Source organism: Streptomyces sp. NPDC030840 (assembly GCF_055572015.1).
On the sequence record NZ_JBVIEE010000010.1, the window covers coordinates 93,852 to 112,249 of the forward strand.

The following is an 18,398-nucleotide window of genomic DNA, read 5'->3' on the forward strand; positions in this document are numbered from 1 at the left end:
TAGCCCGTCCCGGTCGGATACGCCCTGGTGAGCGCTGCGGACGGACTGCCTCCGAGGGGCGCGCGGGGCACCGGTACGCTGCGGTACGCCGCTTGAGTCCCGCGTACGAGAGGTGTCCCGCCTGTGACTGTGATTCCCCGTACCCGAAGGGCCGCGATGGTCAGCGCGATCTGTGCGCTGGTGGCGTCCGGGGCCGGGCTGACGGGGTGCGGTGAGGACCCGGACGCGGGCACGAACGGTGTCGGGAAGCTGCCGGCCACGAAGATCCAGAGCCGGACGACCGCGGCCGCCAAGGCGGCACGCACCGTGCGGCTGTCCGGGACGGTGGTGAGCAACGGCCGCACGTACAAGCTGGACATGCGGCTCGCGCGGAACGGCGGCACGGGCTCGGTGGCGTCGGAGGGCTCGACGTTCCGGCTGCTGAAGGTCGGCGAGCACCTGTACCTGAAGGCCGACAAGGAGTTCTGGGACCACGAGGACGGCAAGGGCGACGACAGCGAGTCGGACGCGGCCGCCGCGGACAAGCTGGACGGGATGTACGTGAAGGTGCCGACGGGGGACCCCGCGTACCAGCGCTTCAGCGGCTTCACGGACAAGGACGTCCTGCTGGAGGGCCTGCTGACGCTGCATGGCGACCTCTCCACGGACGGGCGCCACGAGCAGTCCGGCGTCCCCACGATCCGCATCACCGGCGACGAAGGCTCCGGCGGCACCCTCGACGTGTCCCTGAAGGGCACCCCCTACCCCCTGCGCCTCGTCCGGGCCGGCGACGCGGGCACCATCCGCCTCACCGACTGGGGCAGGACCTTCCCCCTCGAGGAACCCGAGGAGGACGAGGTCGTGGACTACGGCAAGCAGCTGCCGTCGTCGTAAGAAGAACCCCGGCTACCGCTTCTTCAACAGAAGACGGGGAAGCCCTGCCGGTATGGGCCGACGCGTGGTGGCCGAGGTGGGGAGCGGGGCCGCGGCCAGCGAGGAGTCCGGCAGCGGTGCCGTGACCCCCGTGGGCTCCAGGCGGAGCACCCGGCACTCGCGGGACCAGCGCTCCGGCATCGCCTCACCGTCGGGTGCGTTCAGACGCTTGCCCTTCAGCTCGGCGACCGCGGCCTCCCAGGCCGGGGACCCCGGGGCCAGCTCGCTGACCCTCGCCGTCCACGTGGCGAGGCGCCCGCCCTTGTCCTTGCTGCGGACCGTCACGGCCGCCTCGGCGCCGTCCACCAGTCCCGGCAGCGGCTGCTCACCGGGCCCGTCGCCGACCACGCACGCCGCGCCCTCGTGCCAGACGTGCCACAGGGCGCGGGCCGGCGCGCCGGAGCCCTGGACCCAGATGAGCCCGGACTTCTTGGTGGCCTCCTCGACCAGGGCCCGGTCGAGCAGCGTGTCGGTGACGGTCATGGGGCAAGCCTAACGAGCGCCACCGACAACGCGGGCGCCCCGCCTCACAGCCACCCGTTGCGCTTCAGCGAGCGGTGGATGCCGAAGCAGATGGCCACGGTGACGGTCAGCACCAGTGGGTAGCCGAACCTCCAGTGCAACTCCGGCATGTAGTCGAAGTTCATGCCGTACACCCCGCAGACCATCGTCGGCACGGCGATGATCGCCGCCCACGACGTGATCTTGCGCATGTCCTCGTTCTGCGCCACCGAGGCCTGTGCGAGGTTCGCCTGGAGGATCGAGTTGAGCAGCTCGTCGAAGCCGAGAACCTGCTCCTGGACCTGCGTGAGGTGGTCGGCCACGTCACGGAAGTACTTCTGGATGTCCGGGTCGACCAGCCGCATCGGGCGCTCGCTCAGCAGCTGCATCGGCCGCACCAGGGGCGAGACCGCGCGCTTGAACTCCAGCACCTCGCGCTTGAGCTGGTAGATCCGGCCCGCGTCGGTACCGCGCGGCCCGCCCTTGCGGCCCGGGGAGAAGACCTCGGTCTCCACCTCGTCGATGTCGTCCTGCATGGCGTCCGCCACCGCGATGTACCCGTCCACGACGTGGTCCGCGATGGCGTGCAGCACTGCCGACGGGCCCTTGGCGAGCAGCTCGGTGTCCTCCTGCAGCCGGTGCCGCAGCGCCCGCAGGGAGCCCTTCCCGCCGTGCCGCACGGTGATGAAGAAGTCCCGTCCGGTGAAGCACATGACCTCGCCGGTCTCGACGACCTCGCTGGAGGAGGTCAGCTCGTCGTGCTCCACGTAGTGGACGGTCTTGAAGACCGTGAACAGCGTGTCGTCGTACCGCTCCAGCTTGGGCCGCTGGTGCGCGTGGACGGCGTCCTCCACGGCCAGCGGGTGCAGCCCGAACTCGGCGGCGATGTCCGCGAACTCGGCCTCGGACGGCTCGTGCAGGCCGATCCACACGAACCCTCCGTCCCGGCGCACCTGACGGATCGCCTCATGCGGCGTCAGGTCCCGGCCGACGGTGACGCGTTCGCCGTCGCGGTAGACGGCGCAGTCCACGACGGCCGAGTTGTTCTCCGCCGCGCGCGTGGTCTCGTACGCCGCGCCGCTCTTGCGCAGCGCGGGACGGGGGCGGACCGCGGCTCGCAGGTCACGGATCATCGACATGGCAGGCTCCTTCGCAACGAAAGGCCGCCGACGGCGGTTGGAACTGCCCGGAATGAAGACGTCCTGACAAGGGGTCTCCCCACCTTTCAGGTAGGAAGGATGTTTGGCACGTCCACAAAGCGGGGAGCACCGCACCGTCGCGGTGGCAGCTTCGCTTGATTCGGATCAAGACAGATCGGACGGATCGGATGGAACGACGAGATCGGGCTCGGGTGTGGTTTCGAGCCGGGTCGACGACGTCCGGAGGATCGGTCGGATCAGTGGGACGAAGTGCTCTTCCGTTGTGCACGAGCGACACGACAGCGGATGTGACGCGTATGCGGGAGGCGACGGCCGACGGAGCGACAGCCGGAACCAGGAGTTACGGAACGCGGTGGCCGGAAGAGCGGGTGGTACTGCACGGTCGACTTCGGTCCATCGCAGCCCCACCTCCTCCGGCCGGTCCCCCGTAAGGGACGATCCATTCCCGGAACCCTGAGGGTTCCCGGTCCCCGTAGGGGAGTTTCAGCGGGTCAGGGCTCGAGAGCGACGCTTGGCGTGCTGCCCTGACCGGTGGCCAAGAATATCAGCAGCCCTCGGAGTCAAGGCGCCGCTTTGCCCGTTGCTGACGAGTTCTATGCTCGGCTCATGGCTGATGTTCTTCCTTTGGTGGAGGCCCGTTTGCGCTCTGCGCTGGGCGAACCGGACGCGCGCGCCGCGGTCACCTTCCTCGGCACGGACCGCATCGAGGTGCTCCGTTTCACAGAGGGCGACATCGTCCGCTACGCCACGCTCGGCATGTCCGCCCAGCCGATGGCCGACCCCACGGCGGTGCTCGCCGACCCGGTCAGGGGACCGCGCGCCGAGCTGATCCTCACGGTCCGGCGCGGTGCCGGCGCCGACACCGACAAGGTGCTCCGGCCGCTCGCCGTGCTCGCCGCGTCCCCGCAGGTCGAGGGCGTGGTCGTGGCCCCCGGGGCCTCACTCGACGTGGGGGAGCCCCTGTGGCCCGGTGCCCCGTTCACCTCCGTCCTCGTGGCCGAGTCCGGCGGCCTGGTGGAGGACCTGGAGCTGGACGAGCCCGCCGACCCCGTGCGCTTTCTGCCGCTGCTGCCGATGACCCCGAACGAGGCTGCCTGGAAGCGCGTCCACGGCGCCCAGGCCCTTCAGGAACGATGGCTCGCCGGCGGGACGGACCTTCGCGATCCGTCCCGCCGGTCGGTGTCCCTGGACTGACCCGCGCATGTGGCCGAAAACGTGCGCTCCGGTGGGCAGTTGACTGCTGACGGCGTTCGGTTACGGCGGTCGGTTACGGCGGTCGGTTACGGCGTTTGGTCACGGCGGTCGGCCGCGACGGTCGGCGGCGCCGGACTGCTCGGTCCGGTCCGTCCGTTGGCGAAGCCTGCGAGGGGTGAAGCCTGTGGGCCGAAGCTTGCGGGGGGGGTGAAGCCTGTGGGGCGGCGCGGTCTGTTGGCCGGCGAAGGCGGTCAGTTGGCGAAGACGGCGACGCCGTCCTCCGTGGCGTGCTGCGGCTGGTGCTCCTCGGCTTCGTCACTGAGCGCCCCGCGCCGTACGAGGACGACGAGGGCACCCGCCACGGCTGTCACGGCGGCGACCACGAAGGGGACGTGGACGTCGGTCCACTCCTCGATCTTCGGGGCGAAGTACGGAGCTGCCGCGGCCGCGAACCACCGTACGAAGTTGTATCCGGCGCTCGCCACCGGCCGCGGAGCGTCCGAGACGCCCAGGGCCAGCTCTGTGTAGACCGTGTTGTTCACGCCGATGAACGCACCCGACAGGACCGTGCAGACGACGGCGGTGCCGTGGTCGCCGTACCCGAGGACCAGCACGTCCGCCGCGAGCAGCATCAGTGAACCGCCCAGCACCTTCAGCGAGCCGAACCGCTTCTGCAGCCGCGGCGCCACGATCACCGAGAAGACCGCCAGCAGCACACCCCAGCAGAAGAACACCGCGCCCGACCGGTACGGGCTCATGTCCAGCACGAACGGCGTGAAGGCCAGCACGGTGAAGAACGTGTAGTTGTAGAAGAACGCCGAGACCGCTGCCGAGGCGAGACCTCCGTGGCCGAGCGCCTTGATCGGGTCGAGCAGTCCCGTCTTCCGCGCGGGCCTCGGCTGTTCCGTCAGGAACGCCGTGATGCACAGGAACCCGACCGCCATCAGGAACGCGGTGCCGAAGAACGGGTACCGCCAGCTCGCGTCCCCGAGCAGCGCGCCCAGCAGCGGTCCGCACGCCATACCGAGTCCCAGGGCCGACTCGTACAACAGGATCGCGGCGGCGCTGCCCCCGGCCGCCGCGCCGACGATGACCGCGAGCGCCGTGGAGACGAACAGCGCGTTGCCGAGTCCCCAGCCGGCGCGGAAGCCCACCAGTTCGCCGACCGACTGCGACGTGCCGGACAGACCCGCGAAGACCACCACGAGTGCCAGGCCGAGCAGCAGGGTCTTCCGCCCGCCCACGCGACTGGAGACGAAGCCGGTCACCAGCATCGCGATGGCGGTGATCAGGAAGTACGACGTGAAGAGCAGCGAGACCTGGCCGGCCGTGGCGTCGAGGCCGCTGGCGATGGACGGCAGGATCGGGTCGACGAGTCCGATGCCCATGAAGGCGACGACGGACGCTCCCGCGGTCGCCCAGACGGCTTTCGGCTGCCGCAGCACCCCGCCGGCGCCGGCGTCGAACGCGTCCACGTGGCCGCCGCCTCCCGTACTCCTCCTGCTCATGTCTGTTCCTCCAACAGGACGTGGATCGGTGGTACATGCACACAATAAGTTAGAGTAGCTAATTAATGCAAGATACATCTAATCTCGCCTGGTGATCGAGTCCCTCCGGACGGGTGATCGTCCTTGACGCGAGGAAGGACGGGGAGGACCGTTGGGCCCTATGAGGGGCGAACCCAGTTGCCCGAAGTGCGGTGGCCGGGTCAGGGCTCCCGGACTCTTCTCCGATGCCTGGCAGTGCGATGTGCACGGACCTGTGCATCCGCTGCAGCCCGTGATTCCGCCCAGCGTCGAGGCCCTCAGCGTCGTGGTGCACCGTGCCCGGGTGCCGGTGTGGATGCCGTGGCCGCTGCCGGTCGGCTGGCTGTTCACCGGTGCGGCCTTCGCGGGGGACGAGCGCAGCGGCGGTCGCGCCACCCTGGTGGCCTGCTCCGGTCCTGGCCCGCTCGGCGGTGTGGGTGAACTGGTGCTGATCGCCGAGGAACTCGGCGTCGGGCTGGGGGCGCGGTACGCGGGCATCGACGGGCCCGACCCCGGCCCGTACATGAATGTCGAGAAGCCACCCCAGGCCAAGGTCCTGGCCGCCGGCCGCCCGACTCCGCTCTGGCATGTCTCCGGCACCCCTGACGACCGGGCCGTCTTCGCCGGTGAGGCGCGCGGTCTGTGGCTGTGGGCGGTCGTCTGGCCCGAGACGACGGGGTTGCTCATGTACGACGAACTGGTGCTGACCGATCTGCGGGACGCGGGGGCGGAGGTCGATCTGCTGCCTTGTGGGGCGTTGTCGCCGCGGATTCTCGAACCGTGACGGGGCGCTCCGCTGGGGTGGGGGGTCGGGTTCGTGGGTGTGCGGGTGCGTGGGCGCATGGGCGCGTGGGGGTTCGTGTGGGGGTGCGGCGTGCAGGGGTTCGTGTCGGTGTGCGGGTGCGTTGTGGCTGGTCGCGCAGTTCCCCGCGCCCCTGAAAGACTGCGCAGTTCCCCGCGTCCCTGAAGGACCGCGCTGTTCCCCGCGTCCCTGAAGGACCGCGCTGTTCCCCACGTCCCGGAGGGGCGCGTAGTTGCTTGCGCCTCTGACGGGTCGCGCAGTTGCTGGGGCCCCGGCGGGGTCGTCTGGGCCCCCGCGTTTCTTGCTCGCTGGTGGGCGCTTGGCGGTGACAGGGTGGGTCTGAGGGGCGGTTACTCTAGAGCGGTCCCTTCCGCCTCGTTGTGCCTGGAGTTCGTGTCGTGCGTATTGACCTGCACTGTCACTCCACGGCCTCCGACGGTACGGACACGCCGGCCGAGCTGGTGCGGAACGCCGCCGCTGCCGGGCTGGACGTCGTCGCGCTGACCGATCACGACACGACCCGCGGGTACGCCGAGGCCATCGCGGCGGTGCCCGAGGGCCTCACGCTGGTCACCGGTGCGGAGCTCTCCTGCCGCATCGACGGGGTGAGCATGCACATGCTGGCGTACCTCTTCGATCCCGAGGAGCCGGAGCTGCTCGCCGAGCGCGAGCTCGTCCGGGACGACCGGGTGCCCAGGGCCCGAGGCATGATCGCCAAGCTGAACGAGCTGGGTGTGCCGGTGACGTGGGAGCAGGTCGCGCGGATCGCCGGAGACGGGTCGGTCGGACGCCCGCACGTCGCCACCGCCCTGGTCGAACTCGGCGTCGTACCGACCGTGGGCGACGCCTTCACCGCCGACTGGCTGGCGGACGGCGGCCGTGCCTTCGTCGAGAAGCACGAGACCGACCCCTTCGATGCGCTCCGGCTGATCAAGGGCGCGGGCGGAGTCGCCGTCTTCGCGCACCCGGGCGCCGCCAAGCGGGGCCTTACCGTGCCCGAGTCCGCGATCGCCGAGATGGCCGCCGCCGGGCTCGACGGCATCGAGGTCGACCACATGGACCACGAGCCCGAGACCCGGGCGCGGTTGCGCGGGCTGGCGAAGGAGCTCGGACTGCTCACCACGGGCTCCTCGGACTACCACGGCAGCCGCAAGACCTGCGTGCTCGGCGAGTACACGACGGATCCCGAGGTGTACGGCGAGATCACGCGGCGAGCGACCGGGGCGTTCCCCGTGCCGGGGACCGGCGGGGGCCGCGGCGCCTAGTCGCCTCAGCTGTCTGGCCGCCCCGGCTGTCTGGTCGCCCGGCCGCCCGGCGCGTGGCCGGCGGAGGGCGGATCGTCCCGAGCCGCTGGGAAGCCGGGGTCGCTGAGAAGCCGGGCCCTCCGGCAAGAGGCATCCGGCGCTTGAGGCCCGCCTGGCTCGTCTGGTTCGTATGGTTCGTACGGTCCGTTCGTCGGCCACGCAGCTTGCCCGAGCCCGACGGCCTCCCGTACCCGTACCGGTGCCGCACGGTCACGGCACCCCGGCCTTGTCCGGCTGCGTCCCGGCGCTCCTGGCCACGGCCGCGCAGACCGGCCACCCCGTTCGGTTCCTCCTCCCTTTCCCCTCTTCCCTTCTCCCTTCCCTCCTCCGCTCCTTTCCCTCCTCCGCAAGGCACCACTGTGTTCGATGTCGCCGTCTTCGGTTCGCTCTTCCTCACCCTGTTCGTGATCATGGATCCGCCGGGGATCACCCCGGTCTTCCTGGCACTCACCGCGGGCCGTCCGGCCAGAGTGCAGAAGCGGATGGCGTTCCAGGCCGTCTGCGTGGCCGGCGGGGTCATCACGGCCTTCGGTCTCCTGGGGCACCAGATCCTGGACTACCTGCATGTCTCCGTGCCCGCGCTGATGATCGCCGGCGGGCTGCTGCTCCTGCTGATCGCGCTGGACCTGCTGACCGGCAAGACCGACGAGCCGAAGCAGACCAAGGACGTCAACGTCGCTCTCGTGCCGCTGGGCATGCCGCTGCTCGCGGGACCCGGTGCCATCGTGTCCGTGATCCTCGCGGTCCAGAAGGCGGACGGCCTGTCCTCCCAGGTGTCCGTCTGGGCCGCCATCCTCGCGATACACGTCGTGCTGTGGCTCACGATGCGGTACTCGCTGCTGATCATCCGGCTCATCAAGGACGGCGGGGTCGTGCTGGTGACGCGGCTCGCGGGCATGATGCTCTCCGCGATCGCCGTCCAGCAGATCATCAACGGGGTGACGCAGGTGGTGCGGGGCGGCTGAGTCCGGGGCGTCCGCGCGGAGTCCCGGAGCCGGCCGTACAACGCCTGGTTGTGGCGGACGTCCAGGTGGTTGTTTGATCAGGCGACCCGATGGGCGCTTGGCTGTCGCTGTTCGACGGAAGCTGGTTCGGTACGGCGGCGGCTGGGGGTGGGCGGGGTTTGGGGGACAGACGGTCGCTGGGGCGGCGGTTCGGGTGGTTGTGGGCGGCGTACGCGGTCAGTTCGCTCGGCACGTGGCTCGCGTTCGACGCGTTCCCCCTGATCGCGGTACTGGTGCTGCACTCCGGGCCCGCGCAGGTCTCGGCACTCGCGGCCGCGGGGCCGGCCGCGGGGGCGGTGCTGGCGGTGTCGCTCGGCCCGTGGGTGGAGTCCCACCGCAAGCGGCCGGTGATGATCGCGATGGACCTGGTCCGGTTCGCGGTGCTGCTGAGCGTCCCCGCCGCGTTCGCGCTCGGCCGGCTGAGCCTCGCCCAGCTCGTGGTCGTGTCGGTGGTGGTCGCCACGGCCGACATCACCTTCAACGCGGCCGCCGGGGCGTGTCTGAAGGCACTCGTACCGCCGGAGGACCTGCTCGTCGCCAACGGCCGCTTCGAGGCCACCACCTGGACGACCACCATGCTCGGACCGACGCTGGGCGGGGCGGCGGTCGGGATGTTCGGCCCGATGATGACCGTGGTCGCCAACGCGGTGAGCTATCTGCTCTCCGCGGTGGGCATCCGGGCGATCGGCGGCGGGGAGCAGCGCCCCGTGCGTATCGACAAGGCGCCCGAACGGCTGCCGGCTCCACGTCGCGGGTCTGCCCGGGCGCCGCGAGTTCCCGGTCGGCGGCCGTGGATGGGGGAACCGCCGGGACCGATGGAACCGCCGGGACCGATAGAACCGCCCAGCGGTGCCGGGTCGCCGCAGCCGACCGAGAAGGTCTCGCATGCCGAGAAGGTCCCGCCGACCGAGAAGGTCTCGCATGCCGAGAAGGTCCCGCCGACCGAGAAGGTCTCGCATGCCGAGAAGGCGTCGCGGGCCGAGAAGGCGTCGCGAGCGAAGGGGAAGGCGGCGTCGCGGCCACGTGCCGGTGAGCTCCTCGACGGATGGCGGTACATCCTGGCCGACCCCGTGCTGCGCCCGCTGTTCCTCAACACCGCTCTGGTCGGCGGCCTGATCATGGCGACATCTCCCCTGCTCGCTGTCCTCATGCTCGGCCACCTGGGGTTCGCGCCCTGGCAGTACGCACTCGCCTTCACGGCGCCCTGCGCCGGCGGACTGGTCGGCTCGCGACTGGCCCGCCCGCTCGTGGCGCGGTTCGGGCAGCACCGGGTCATGCTCACCGCCGGGACGCTGCGCGCCTGCTGGTCGGTCGGGCTGGCCTTCGTCGGCCCGGGCACCGCCGGCCTTGTCCTGGTCATGGCCGTCGAGCTGGGGCTGATCACCAGCATGGGTGTGTTCAACCCGGTGTTCGCCACCTGCCGGCTCGAACGGACACCGACGGAACGAGTCGCCCGCACCCTGACCGCATGGTCCGTCACCAGCAAGGGCACCATCGCGGCCCTGACCGCGCTGTGGGGCGTGCTGGCCGGCGTCGTCGGCACCCGTACGGCGGTCGGGATTGCGGGCGTGCTGCTGCTGGCCACTCCGCTCCTGCTTCTGCTCCCACGAGTCGACCACGGGCACGAGCAGGGCCCCGTACGGCGCCAATGCCGTACGGGGCCCTGAAATCCGGGTAGGCCGCGTTACGAAGCGGTCGATTCGGCCGGGCGGATCCACAGTCGCTGTCCGGTGGCGGCGGCCTGCTGAACGATCCGGTTGACGGAGGCGGCGTCCACGACGGTGCTGTCCACGGGCGTGCCGTCGACGTCGTCGAGTCGCATGATTTCGAAGCGCAAGGCTTCTCCCTTCGTCTGGTCATCCTCCTGAGGAGAACTACTGATGGAGTGGGGCCGTGGGGCGTTGGTTCCCCGGGTTCCCAGAAGAGTCAACGGGATGCCCGTTACAAACATTCCCTACGCTAAGGAAATTTTTCGAGTAGCTAATTACTCGCAGGTGAGCGGACTGTCCGGAGCGCGTGCCACCGGGTGAAGAAGACTGATTGGGACCGGTTGTGTTCGCAGCGTGACCGCCGGGACAATGTATGCATATGAACGACGACGACCTCACGGCGCTCGGCGCCCGCATCGACAGAACGAACGAGCTGCTCCAGCGCATGCTGGCCGAGGTGGCGAAGACGCCCTCGACGCATGCGATCTTCGTCGACGCGGGCTACCTCTACGCGGCCGCGGGACGGCTCGTCGCCGGAACGGAGGACCGGCGGTCCTTCGACCTCGACGCCGAAGGGCTGATCGACGCACTCATCGACCGGGCGCGCACGGTCTTCGCCGACAGCCGGCTGCTGAGGGTGTACTGGTACGACGGGGCGAGACGCCGCATCCACACGGCGGAGCAGCAGTCGATCGCCGAACTGCCCGACGTGAAGGTCCGGCTCGGCAACCTCAACGCGAACAACCAGCAGAAGGGCGTCGACTCCCTCATCAGGACCGACCTCGAGTCCCTGGCCCGCCACCGGGCCATCAGCGACGCGGCGCTCCTCGGCGGCGACGAGGACCTGGTGTCGGCGGTCGAGGCGGCCCAGGGCTACGGGGCGCGGGTGCACCTCTGGGGCATCGAGGCGCCCGAGGGCCGCAACCAGGCGGAGCCGCTGCTCTGGGAGGTCGACAGCCAGCGGACCCTCGACCTCGACTTCTTCAAGCCCTATGTGTCACGGCGGACCGCCCCCGCGTACGACGCGTCGAACGCCGCCCGTCCGACCCGGGAGGACGTTCGCTTCGTGGGTGCCCAGATCGCGGCGAAGTGGCTGGCGGCGCGGGGCCGGGAGGCGGTGGGGGAACTGCTGCCCGGGCATCCGTATCTGCCGGGGTCGGTGGACCAGGACCTGCTCGTGGAGGCGGAGGGGTTGCTGCAGTACTCCCTGCGGGGACAGGCCGACCTGCGGAGGGCGCTGCGGGACGGCTTCTGGGAGCACCTGCAGGCCCAGTTCTAGGGTCACGGGCCCCTCGGGCTCAGGCGCCGTGCTCCACGGTCACCGGGGCGCCGTGCCCGTGACGCCGTCCCAGAACTCGATGAACGCCTGGGCCGTCGCCTCCGGCTGGTCCGCGTTCGGCGAGTGTTCGGCCCCGTGGATGACGGTGCGGTGCGCGCCGAGCCGTACGGCCATGTCGTCGAGGAGGGGGACGGGCCAGGTGTCGTCGCGTTCGCCGGAGAGCACGTGGACCGGCAGCCGGAGCGCGGCCAGTTCGGCGACGCGGTCGGGTTCCGAGCAGAGCTGGCGGCCCGTGGCGAGGAGCTGGGCCGGGCTGTTGCCGAGCCAGCGGTGACGCAGGGCGGCACGGTCCTCCAGGCCATTGTCCAGCGCGGGCGTGTCGGTGTCCTCGGGAGGTTCCATGGCCTGAATGGCGTCCCACACCTGGGCCATGCTCATCACGGCGAGGGCGTCCCGGAGCAGCTTCACGCGCTGCTGCTGCGAGGCCGAGATCTGGGCCGGACCCGAGGACATGAGGGTGAGGGAGGCGAAGGGCGCCGGATCGAGGAGTACGGCCGCACGGGCGATCTGACCGCCGAGGGAGTGGCCGACGAGGTGTACGGGAGTGTCGCCGACCGAGGCGACCTGGGCGAGGACGTCCTGCGCCAACTCCTCCTGGGCGTACGGGGCTTCGTCGTCCCTCGGCCCGGGGGACTCGTACTGGCCCCGGCCGTCCACGGCGACGGTCCGGTAGCCGGCGGCCGCCAGGGGCTGGTGGAGGGCGATGAAGTCCTCCTTGCTGCCGGTGAAGCCCGGAAGGAGCAGGGCGGTGCCCTTCTCGGCCGTACCCGCATCGATCACGGCGAATTCCCCGCGAGAGGTACGGAGACGGTGCGCTCGTGCTCCCGGAGGCGGAGTGAAGGTGGCGGGACGGCTCATGGGGTGAGGTTATCGGGGGCGCGCCCCGACAGGGGCGCGGGCAACTGCGCGATATCCCACAACGGCACACAGCCGCCCACCGGCCGAACCCCGGCGGACAAGACGAACCACGTCCGCACGCGTCGAGAAAACGCCGATGGCCCGGCCTCCAGCAGGAGGTACCGGGCCATCGGCAGCGGGATATCAGGCCTCCGCGCCCTCCGCGGCGGCCGCAGCCTTACGGGTACGCCGACGGGGCTTCGCCTCGGCTTCTCCGGTGGCCTGCGCCGGGACCGCCGCCTCGGCGTCAGCCGCGGCCGTGGCCTTGCGGGTGCGGCGGCGGGGCTTGGCCTCGGTGGCTTCGGCCGTGTCCGCGGCGGTTTCCGCGGTGGTGTCGGCCGGGGCCTCGGCGGTGGCCGCGGTCTTGCGGGTGCGGCGGCGGGGCTTGGCCTCGGTGGCTTCGGCCGTGTCCACCGCCGCCTCGGCGTCAGCCGCGGCCGTGGCCTTGCGGGTGCGGCGGCGGGGCTTGCTCTCGGACGCCTCGGCCGTCTGCGCCGGGATCTCGGCCTCAGGCGTCGCCACTGCCTTGCGGGTGCGGCGGCGGGGCTTGGTCTCGGTGGCTTCGGCCGTGTCCGCGGCGGTTTCCGCGGCGGTGTCGGCCGGGGCCTCGGCGGTGGCCGCGGTCTTGCGGGTGCGGCGGCGCGGCTTGGTCTCCGTGGTCTCGGAGGGGGCCAGGGCCGTCTCGGTGGCCTCCGCCGTGTCCACTACTGCCTCGGCGGTGGCCGCGGACTTGCGCGTGCGGCGGCGGCGCGGCTTCGGGGCCTCTTCCAGGGCCTCGCTGGGCGCCGTCGGAGCAACCGCCTCGGTGGTCACCGGGGCAGCGGGTTCCTGGGCGGCCGGTTCCTGGACGGCCGGCTGGTCCGCGGAGACGCCGGCGCGGGTACGGCGGCGGCGACGCGGCGTACGAGGCTCGGAGTCCTCCGGGGTGTCCACGTCGTTCGTGGAGTCCGGCGAGTCCGTGAGCGCCCCGGGCGCCGGGGACTCCACCGGGGCGCCGGAGCGCGTACGGCGGCGACGACGCGGCGTGCGCGCCGTGCGCGCGGGGCGGTCCTCGGAGGGACGGGAGGCACGGCCACGCGAGCCGCGACCGCCTGTCTCGCCCAGGTCCTCCAGCTCCTCGGCCGCAAGCCCCGCACGGGTGCGCTCGGCACGGGGGAGGACACCCTTGGTGCCCTCGGGGATACCGAGGTCGGCGAACAGGTGCGGGGACGTGGAGTACGTCTCCGGCGGGTCGTTGAACGAAAGTTCCAGCGCCTTGTTGATCAGCTGCCAGCGGGGGATGTCGTCCCAGTCGACCAGCGTGATGGCGGTGCCCGACGCTCCCGCGCGGCCCGTGCGGCCGATGCGGTGGAGGTAGGTCTTCTCGTCCTCGGGGGACTGGTAGTTGATGACGTGCGTGACGCCCTCGACGTCGATACCGCGGGCCGCGACGTCGGTGCAGACGAGGACGTCCACCTTGCCGTTGCGGAAGGCCCGCAGCGCCTGCTCGCGGGCGCCCTGGCCGAGGTCGCCGTGCACCGCGCCGGAGGCGAACCCGCGGCGCTGGAGCTGCTCGGCGATGTCCGCGGCCGTGCGCTTGGTGCGGCAGAAGACCATCGCCAGGCCGCGGCCCTCGGCCTGCAGTATGCGGGCGACCATCTCCGGCTTGTCCATGGAGTGGGCGCGGTAGACGTGCTGCGCCGTGTTCGCGACCGTCGCGCCCTGGTCGTCCGGAGCCGTGGCCCGGATGTGCGTGGGCTGCGACATGTAGCGACGGGCGAGACCGATGACCGCGCCCGGCATGGTGGCCGAGAAGAGCATGGTCTGGCGCTTGGCCGGCAGCATGTCGATGATCTTCTCGACGTCGGGCAGGAAGCCCAGGTCGAGCATCTCGTCGGCCTCGTCGAGTACCAGGCAGCGCACGTGCTTCAGGTTCAGCTTCTTCTGCCCGGCGAGGTCCAGCAGGCGGCCCGGGGTGCCGACGACCACGTCGACGCCGAGCTTGAGCGCCTCGACCTGCGGCTCGTACGCGCGTCCGCCGTAGATGGCCGTCACGCGTACGTTACGGACCTTGCCCGCGGTCAGCAGGTCGTTCGTGACCTGGGTGCAGAGCTCGCGCGTGGGGACGACGACGAGTGCCTGCGGGGCGTCGGTGAGGTCCTCGGGGCGGGCGCGGCCGGCCTCGACGTCGGCGGGCACGGTGACGCGCTCGAGGAGGGGGAGGCCGAAGCCCAGCGTCTTGCCGGTGCCGGTCTTGGCCTGGCCGATGACGTCGGTGCCGGAGAGGGCGACCGGGAGCGTCATCTCCTGGATGGGGAACGGAGTGGTGATGCCGACGGCTTCCAGGGCCTCGGCGGTCTCGGGAAGGATCCCGAGTTCTCGGAACGTCGTAGTCAGGGTGCTGCCTCTTCTGTGTGGGCGGCGCGAGGCGAGCGCGGGGGTCGTGTCGGACCGTGCCAGGGGGACGTCGGCCGCCTCACGGGCTGGCCGTGGGGCACGGGACCACTGCCGACGCTCTAGCGCTCGAACCGCTGAGGGCCCCTCCGAACTCCGTACGCACAGTGGCGTACGACCCAGGAGGGCTGTCGGGTCGGAGCCGATCGGGCCACCGACCGGGCATCCTCATTCATACGGCCCGTCGAATATTCGGCGGGCGCATTACCACCATACCCCGGAATCGCGCACATGCGATGGCCGAATTGGTCACGTAGTGGTCGTCACAGTGATTGACCAGGGACTTACGCCGCACGGCGGGCGAGCTATTGTGCGCTGCATGACGACGTCTGACACGCCTGACCACGCTGACGACACCGCCACCGAGGCCTCCGGGCACACCGGGGTCGCCGCCCAGGACTGGGAGCGGGCCTCCACCGACCCGCAGTACCGCGCCGCGGTCGTGGACCTGCTCGGAGCGCTCGCGTACGGGGAGCTGGCGGCGTTCGAGCGGCTCGCGGAGGACGCCAAGCTGGCGCCGACGCTCGCGGACAAGGCCGAGCTGGCCAAGATGGCGTCGGCGGAGTTCCACCACTACGAGAAGCTGCGCGACCGTCTCACGGAGATCGGCGAGGAACCGACGCGGGCGATGGAGCCGTTCGTCGCCGCGCTCGACGGCTTCCACAAGCAGACGGCGCCCTCGGACTGGCTGGAGGGCCTCGTCAAGGCCTACGTCGGTGACTCGATCGCCAGCGACTTCTACCGTGAGGTCGCGGCCCGCCTCGACTCCGACACGCGCGGGCTGGTGCTCGCCGTGCTCGACGACACGGGCCACGGAGGCTTCGCCGTCGAGAAGGTGCGCGCCGCGATCGACGCGGACCCGCGCGTGGGCGGCCGCCTCGCGCTGTGGGCGCGGCGGCTGATGGGTGAGGCGCTGTCACAGTCCCAGCGGGTGGTCGCCGACCGGGACGCGCTGTCGACGATGCTCGTCGGCGGGGTGGCGGACGGGTTCGACCTCGCGGAGGTCGGCAAGATGTTCTCGCGGATCACAGAGGCGCACACGAAGCGGATGGCGGCGCTGGGGCTCGCGGCCTGATCGGTTCGCCCGGGTGCCGTGGGGGGGGGGGTGTCCGTCGGTGGGCGGGCGCGGGCGCGGGCGGGGGTGTGGGTGCGTCGCGGTTGGTCGCGCCCACGCGGAGGAGCCGGACATCGAGACGGCCCCGCTCCCCTTGGGGCGCGGCCCTAAGGGGAGCGCTTGCCCCGGTGCCGGGGTCGGCGACCGGCGTTACGCCGTCGCTGAGCTACGCCGAAACCTCTCCGTGGGGTGGAGCAGCAGGGACAGCGAGGCCACGGAGACGATCAGCGCGCCGGCGAGGACGACCAGGGGGTGCCCGGCTTCCAGCGCGCTGCGGGTGAGGAACGCGCCGAAGAGCGCCCCGGCGGCACCGGTCGGCAGGACCAGCGTCCGGGACGGCAGGCGGTGCGGCAGCCGGTGCAGGGCCGCCCAGGCCAGGGCGAGACCGAGCAACGCGGAGCCGAGCGCTTCCAAGAACATGCTGGGTTCCCTCCCGCACGGCAGTGAGCAGATCGGTCGTAGCCCGTCTTACCCCTGGCCTGCGGAAGGCAATCATCGTTCGTGGGGGAGTTGTGCTCCGTCCGTGCAGTTCAGGCCTCTGGTGGAGCAACAAGCGGAGTACCGGACGGAGCAATGGAGGGGCCCGGTGGCGACTCGCCACCGGGCCCCTCCCCGCGCTTGGCGCGTACGCGTGCGTACCGCCGGCGCACGCGTCCGCTAGAGCGCGCTGCTGAAGCCCACCTTGCGGGCGGTGGGCTCGCCGATCTCCACGTACGCCAGGCGTTCGGCGGGAACCAGGACCTTGCGGCCGTGGTCGTCCACGAGGCTCAGCAGCGGCGACTTGCCGGCCAGCGCGTCGGACACCGCGCGCTCGACCTCCTCGGCACTCTGACCGCTCTCCAGAACGATCTCGCGGGGCGCGTGCTGCACGCCGATCTTGACCTCCACGGCTATGTCCCTCCGACGGTCATTGAAGTGCGCGGCCGTCCGCGCCGTACCCAGCACACATTAGCCCGGTGAGGGGACGCGTACCGTCCGGCCGAGAACGCCAGGAGCGAACAGGGGACGGGAACAAAGAGCCGTACGGCCCCGGCACATGGCGGAGGTCAGTGGTGCTCGCTGCCGTGCAGGGGGAACCCGGCGATGCCCCGCCAGGCCAGCGAGGCCAGCAGTTGGACCGCCTCCTCGCGCGGCACGCTGCGGTCGCTGTTCAGCCAGGAGCGCGCCACCACCTGGGCGAGCCCGCCCAGACCGGAGGCGAGAAGCATCGACTCCGGGCGCGACAGGCCGGTGTCCTCGGCGATGACGTCGCAGATCGCCTCGGCGCACTCGTTCGTGACCTTGTCGACGCGCTCGCGCACGGCGGGCTCGTTCGTCAGGTCCGACTCGAAGACCAGCCGGAAGGCTCCGCCCTCGTCCTCGACGTACGCGAAGTACGCGTCCATCGTGGCCCGTACGCGCTGCTTGTTGTCGGTCGTCGACTCCAGCGCGCCGCGCACCGCCTGGAGCAGTGCCTCGCAGTGCTGGTCCAGCAGGGCCAGGTACAGGTCCAGCTTGCCCGGGAAGTGCTGGTAGAGCACCGGCTTGCTGACGCCGGCGCGTTCGGCGATGTCGTCCATCGCGGCCGCGTGGTAGCCCTGGGCCACGAAAACCTCCTGGGCGGCACCCAGGAGCTGGTTCCGTCGGGCTCGGCGCGGCAGGCGAGTGCCCCGCGGGCGTGCCGCCTCTGTCTGCTCGATGGCTGTCACGCCGCCTCCCAAGATCGTCCACATGCGGTGTGCGCCGCGCGGCCATCGTACTTTTCGGTAACCCTGCTGTGCGCGGTGCCAGCGCAGAATTTCATGGACCGGACGCAGGAGGAAATGGCGTGGTGCGCATCAAACAGGGGTGAGCTGGGTAGATGGGCGCCCTGCCCGGCCGTCCACGCGTCCCGGACTCTCGTCATCCGCACCTCCCGGGTCGTCGTTCACGGTGTAGTTCTGCCCGGTTTCTGCCGGTTCGTCTCGCGGTTCTGCTGCCGGGTGAGTCGCACGTGGGTCGGGTGGAGGTCTCTCTCCTGGAGCCGGTTCGAACGGGGCCGTCGGTGTTGCCCGCGAGACCGGGTGTTCCCTGCGAGTCCGGTACCGCCCGCGAGCCCGGTGGCGTCACCTCGCCGGTCGTCGGCCCGTCATCGATAGTCGTCCTCGTCCAGTTCGACGACGCGTGCCTGCTCGGCACGGTCGGCCTCGTTGGCACTGTCCGGGTCCACGGCCGTCAGGGGGTCGTCGCGGCGCGGAGCGAGGTCCGCGTGCTGTTCGGCGGCATCGGCCTCGGGGGCCTCGACGCCGAACTCGGTGTCGTTCTGCTCGTCGAGGGTCTCGGGATCGGTGGGGTCGACGGTCATGCTGGGCTCCCTTCCCAGAACATCCCTGAGCATCCCTGGAAGAAGCAGAGGTCACGTGCGGGTTCCCTGTGCTACGAGCCTAGGAGACACGCGATGGCCGCGCTATGCGATCCGCCCGCGGCCTCTGCGGTCCAGGTGGTCGCTGTACGGTTTCCCAAGGTGCCGCGAGGGCGAACGTCC

Annotated in this window: 18 protein-coding genes; 8 read left to right on the top strand and 10 right to left on the bottom strand. The window is 71.1% G+C overall.

The window, feature by feature from the left end; genetic code table 11:
- The first annotated feature begins 123 nt into the window (after positions 1-123).
- Positions 124-873, top strand: coding sequence for a hypothetical protein (locus ACZ49J_RS22460; protein WP_467455817.1), 750 nt, complete (start codon positions 124-126; stop codon positions 871-873).
- 12 nt (positions 874-885) lie between these two features.
- On the opposite strand, the gene ACZ49J_RS22465 is transcribed toward ACZ49J_RS22460, so the two are convergent.
- Positions 886-1,395, bottom strand: coding sequence for a hypothetical protein (locus ACZ49J_RS22465; RefSeq protein ID WP_467455819.1), 510 nt, complete (start codon positions 1,393-1,395; stop codon positions 886-888).
- A gap of 44 nt (positions 1,396-1,439) precedes the next feature.
- Complete coding sequence (locus ACZ49J_RS22470) at positions 1,440-2,552, bottom strand: magnesium and cobalt transport protein CorA (protein WP_467455820.1); 1,113 nt, start codon at positions 2,550-2,552, stop codon at positions 1,440-1,442.
- Positions 2,553-3,179: 627 nt separating this feature from the next.
- On the opposite strand from ACZ49J_RS22470, the gene ACZ49J_RS22475 reads away from it, so the two are divergent.
- Positions 3,180-3,767, top strand: coding sequence for a suppressor of fused domain protein (locus tag ACZ49J_RS22475; protein ID WP_467455821.1), 588 nt, complete (start codon positions 3,180-3,182; stop codon positions 3,765-3,767).
- Positions 3,768-4,018: 251 nt separating this feature from the next.
- On the opposite strand, the gene ACZ49J_RS22480 is transcribed toward ACZ49J_RS22475, so the two are convergent.
- Positions 4,019-5,242 carry an MFS transporter gene (locus ACZ49J_RS22480; RefSeq protein WP_467455848.1) on the bottom strand — a complete coding sequence of 408 codons (1,224 nt, stop codon included), beginning with the start codon at positions 5,240-5,242 and terminating at the stop codon, positions 4,019-4,021.
- A gap of 193 nt (positions 5,243-5,435) precedes the next feature.
- Here ACZ49J_RS22480 and ACZ49J_RS22485 point away from each other — a divergent pair, with 193 nt between their 5' ends.
- The 4 genes from ACZ49J_RS22485 (at position 5,436) to ACZ49J_RS22500 (ending at position 10,070) form a co-directional block, all read left to right on the top strand.
- On the top strand, positions 5,436-6,077 hold the full coding sequence (locus tag ACZ49J_RS22485; RefSeq protein ID WP_467455822.1) for a DUF6758 family protein: 642 nt from the start codon (positions 5,436-5,438) through the stop codon (positions 6,075-6,077).
- Between the two features lie 416 nt (positions 6,078-6,493).
- Positions 6,494-7,360, top strand: a complete 867-nt coding sequence (locus tag ACZ49J_RS22490) for a PHP domain-containing protein (protein ID WP_467455823.1) — start codon at positions 6,494-6,496, stop codon at positions 7,358-7,360.
- Positions 7,361-7,758: 398 nt separating this feature from the next.
- Entirely contained in the window at positions 7,759-8,364 is a 606-nt protein-coding gene (locus tag ACZ49J_RS22495) for a MarC family protein (protein ID WP_467455824.1), read from the top strand.
- A gap of 158 nt (positions 8,365-8,522) precedes the next feature.
- On the top strand, positions 8,523-10,070 hold the full coding sequence (locus ACZ49J_RS22500; RefSeq protein WP_467455825.1) for an MFS transporter: 1,548 nt from the start codon (positions 8,523-8,525) through the stop codon (positions 10,068-10,070).
- Between the two features lie 17 nt (positions 10,071-10,087).
- On the opposite strand, the gene ACZ49J_RS22505 is transcribed toward ACZ49J_RS22500, so the two are convergent.
- A complete protein-coding gene (locus ACZ49J_RS22505) occupies positions 10,088-10,240 on the bottom strand; it encodes a hypothetical protein (protein WP_467455826.1) in 153 nt (50 codons plus the stop codon).
- A 245-nt stretch (positions 10,241-10,485) separates the two neighbouring features.
- Here ACZ49J_RS22505 and ACZ49J_RS22510 point away from each other — a divergent pair, with 245 nt between their 5' ends.
- The gene (locus ACZ49J_RS22510; protein WP_467455828.1) at positions 10,486-11,391 is read left to right on the top strand and encodes an NYN domain-containing protein; all 906 of its coding nucleotides are present in this window, start codon (positions 10,486-10,488) and stop codon (positions 11,389-11,391) included.
- Between the two features lie 39 nt (positions 11,392-11,430).
- Here the strand turns inward: ACZ49J_RS22510 and ACZ49J_RS22515 are convergent, their stop codons facing one another.
- A complete protein-coding gene (locus tag ACZ49J_RS22515) occupies positions 11,431-12,309 on the bottom strand; it encodes an alpha/beta fold hydrolase (RefSeq protein ID WP_467455829.1) in 879 nt (292 codons plus the stop codon).
- A gap of 183 nt (positions 12,310-12,492) precedes the next feature.
- Entirely contained in the window at positions 12,493-14,631 is a 2,139-nt protein-coding gene (locus ACZ49J_RS22520) for a DEAD/DEAH box helicase (RefSeq protein WP_467455830.1), read from the bottom strand.
- A gap of 460 nt (positions 14,632-15,091) precedes the next feature.
- Here ACZ49J_RS22520 and ACZ49J_RS22525 point away from each other — a divergent pair, with 460 nt between their 5' ends.
- Positions 15,092-15,856: a ferritin-like fold-containing protein gene (locus ACZ49J_RS22525; RefSeq protein ID WP_467455831.1), complete on the top strand. Its 765-nt coding sequence runs from the start codon at positions 15,092-15,094 to the stop codon at positions 15,854-15,856.
- A gap of 189 nt (positions 15,857-16,045) precedes the next feature.
- Here ACZ49J_RS22525 and ACZ49J_RS22530 read toward each other — a convergent pair whose 3' ends face one another.
- From ACZ49J_RS22530 to ACZ49J_RS22545, 4 genes are all read right to left on the bottom strand, one after another.
- Positions 16,046-16,315 carry a hypothetical protein gene (locus tag ACZ49J_RS22530; RefSeq protein WP_467455833.1) on the bottom strand — a complete coding sequence of 90 codons (270 nt, stop codon included), beginning with the start codon at positions 16,313-16,315 and terminating at the stop codon, positions 16,046-16,048.
- Between the two features lie 237 nt (positions 16,316-16,552).
- Positions 16,553-16,783, bottom strand: coding sequence for a DUF3107 domain-containing protein (locus ACZ49J_RS22535; RefSeq protein ID WP_467455834.1), 231 nt, complete (start codon positions 16,781-16,783; stop codon positions 16,553-16,555).
- Between the two features lie 158 nt (positions 16,784-16,941).
- Positions 16,942-17,583 (bottom strand): TetR/AcrR family transcriptional regulator, encoded by a 642-nt coding sequence (locus tag ACZ49J_RS22540; protein ID WP_467455835.1) that lies wholly within the window; start codon positions 17,581-17,583, stop codon positions 16,942-16,944.
- Positions 17,584-18,002: 419 nt separating this feature from the next.
- Positions 18,003-18,218: a hypothetical protein gene (locus tag ACZ49J_RS22545; RefSeq protein ID WP_467455837.1), complete on the bottom strand. Its 216-nt coding sequence runs from the start codon at positions 18,216-18,218 to the stop codon at positions 18,003-18,005.
- Positions 18,219-18,398 lie beyond the last annotated feature (180 nt).

Coding starts and splice junctions, on each gene's coding strand:
- ACZ49J_RS22465 (WP_467455819.1), bottom strand. CDS start 1,395: ATGACCGTCACCGACACGCTGCTCGACCGGGCCCTGGTCGAGGAGGCC.
- ACZ49J_RS22470 (WP_467455820.1), bottom strand. CDS start 2,552: ATGTCGATGATCCGTGACCTGCGAGCCGCGGTCCGCCCCCGTCCCGCG.
- ACZ49J_RS22475 (WP_467455821.1), top strand. CDS start 3,180: ATGGCTGATGTTCTTCCTTTGGTGGAGGCCCGTTTGCGCTCTGCGCTG.
- ACZ49J_RS22485 (WP_467455822.1), top strand. CDS start 5,436: ATGAGGGGCGAACCCAGTTGCCCGAAGTGCGGTGGCCGGGTCAGGGCT.
- ACZ49J_RS22510 (WP_467455828.1), top strand. CDS start 10,486: ATGCATATGAACGACGACGACCTCACGGCGCTCGGCGCCCGCATCGAC.
- ACZ49J_RS22515 (WP_467455829.1), bottom strand. CDS start 12,309: ATGAGCCGTCCCGCCACCTTCACTCCGCCTCCGGGAGCACGAGCGCAC.
- ACZ49J_RS22520 (WP_467455830.1), bottom strand. CDS start 14,631: ATGACGCTCCCGGTCGCCCTCTCCGGCACCGACGTCATCGGCCAGGCC.
- ACZ49J_RS22530 (WP_467455833.1), bottom strand. CDS start 16,315: ATGTTCTTGGAAGCGCTCGGCTCCGCGTTGCTCGGTCTCGCCCTGGCC.
- ACZ49J_RS22545 (WP_467455837.1), bottom strand. CDS start 18,218: ATGACCGTCGACCCCACCGATCCCGAGACCCTCGACGAGCAGAACGAC.